We start from the raw sequence: 1,263 nt of genomic DNA, 5'->3' as shown, positions 1-1,263 counted from the left end.
GCGCCGACCGGCACGATGACCGCGTTCTTGACTTGCTGCGCCTTGACCAGGCCGAGCACCTCGGTGCGGTAGTCCTGGGCGCGATCCGACCAGCGCAGGCCGCCGCGCGCCACCGGGCCGAAGCGCAGATGCACGCCCTCGACCTCGGAGCCGTAGACGAAGATCTCGCGCCATGGCCTGGGCGCTGGCAGGCCCTCGACCGCCTGCGAGTCGAGCTTGATCGCCAGCGACTGCCCCTTCGCTTTCGTATCGGCTACGAAATGATTGGTGCGCAGCGAGGCTTCGATCAGGTTGAGGTAGCGGCGGATGATGGTATCGTCATCGATATTGGGCACCTCCTCCAGCGCGTCCTTGATCTTGGCCTTGAGGTGCTTGGCCGCGACCACGCCGTCGCCCTCCGCCGCCGGCCCGAGCCGGGCGACGAACAGGTCATGCAGGCCGCGCGCGATCTCGGGATAACGGTTGAGCGCCGCGGCGATGAAGTCCTGGCTCTGCGGGATACCGGCCTGCTGCAGATAGCGGCCATAGGCGCGCAGGATGGTGATCTCGCCCGACCACAGGCCGGCGGTCTGCGCCAGGCCGTTATAGCCGTCATTGTCGACATCGCCGCGCCAGACCGACAGGAACGCGTCCTCGAACAGCGCGCCGCCGTCGGTAAGGTCTATTCGCGCGCCGTAGCTGTTCTCCAGCTCCATGTCGTGGATGAACACCCGATCGGCCGGATCGCCGCCGACCTCGAAGGTGCGCTCGCTGATGACGCGGAAGCCGATATTTTCCAGCACCGGCACACGTCGCGACAGCGCCACCGGGCTGCCGAAATGGTAGATCTTCAAAGCCGCCTGGTGCGGCTTCTGGTCGGCATGGCGGTAATAGTCGATGGCGATCGGATTGTCGGCGCCGATCTTCGCGATGCGCCCGGCATCGGCCAGCGCCACGGCGGCCGAGAAGGAGTCCCTGTAGCTTTCGGGGAAACGCGCCGCGATCGCCTTCAGCGCCGGATCGCTGCCGGCGGCCTCCGCGGCTTCGGAGAGCGCGTCCTCCCAGGTGCGCACGATGTCGCGGATCGCCGCCTCGATGGTCGACTGCTCGATCTTCGGCGTCTTGCCGCCGGAACGGCCGATGATGAAATGCACGCGCGCCAGCCCGCCTTCCGGGAAGGCCGGGTAATAGGCCGACAGCCGGCCCTCGAACACGGTCTTGAGATAGGCGCCGATCTTCTCGCGCACGACGCTGTCATAGCGGTCGCGCGGCACGAAGACCAGG

The 1,263-nt window shown here is 67.1% G+C and carries 1 protein-coding gene; it reads right to left on the bottom strand.

Annotated features, from left to right (window positions below; all coding sequences use genetic code 11):
- The coding region (locus EOD07_RS34835) for an NAD-glutamate dehydrogenase domain-containing protein (RefSeq protein WP_164772863.1) at positions 1-1,263 on the bottom strand (1,263 nt) is incomplete at both ends.

It is taken from the genome of Mesorhizobium sp. M2C.T.Ca.TU.002.02.1.1 (assembly GCF_003997225.1).
This window is presented reverse-complemented; position numbering and strand designations above follow the sequence as displayed.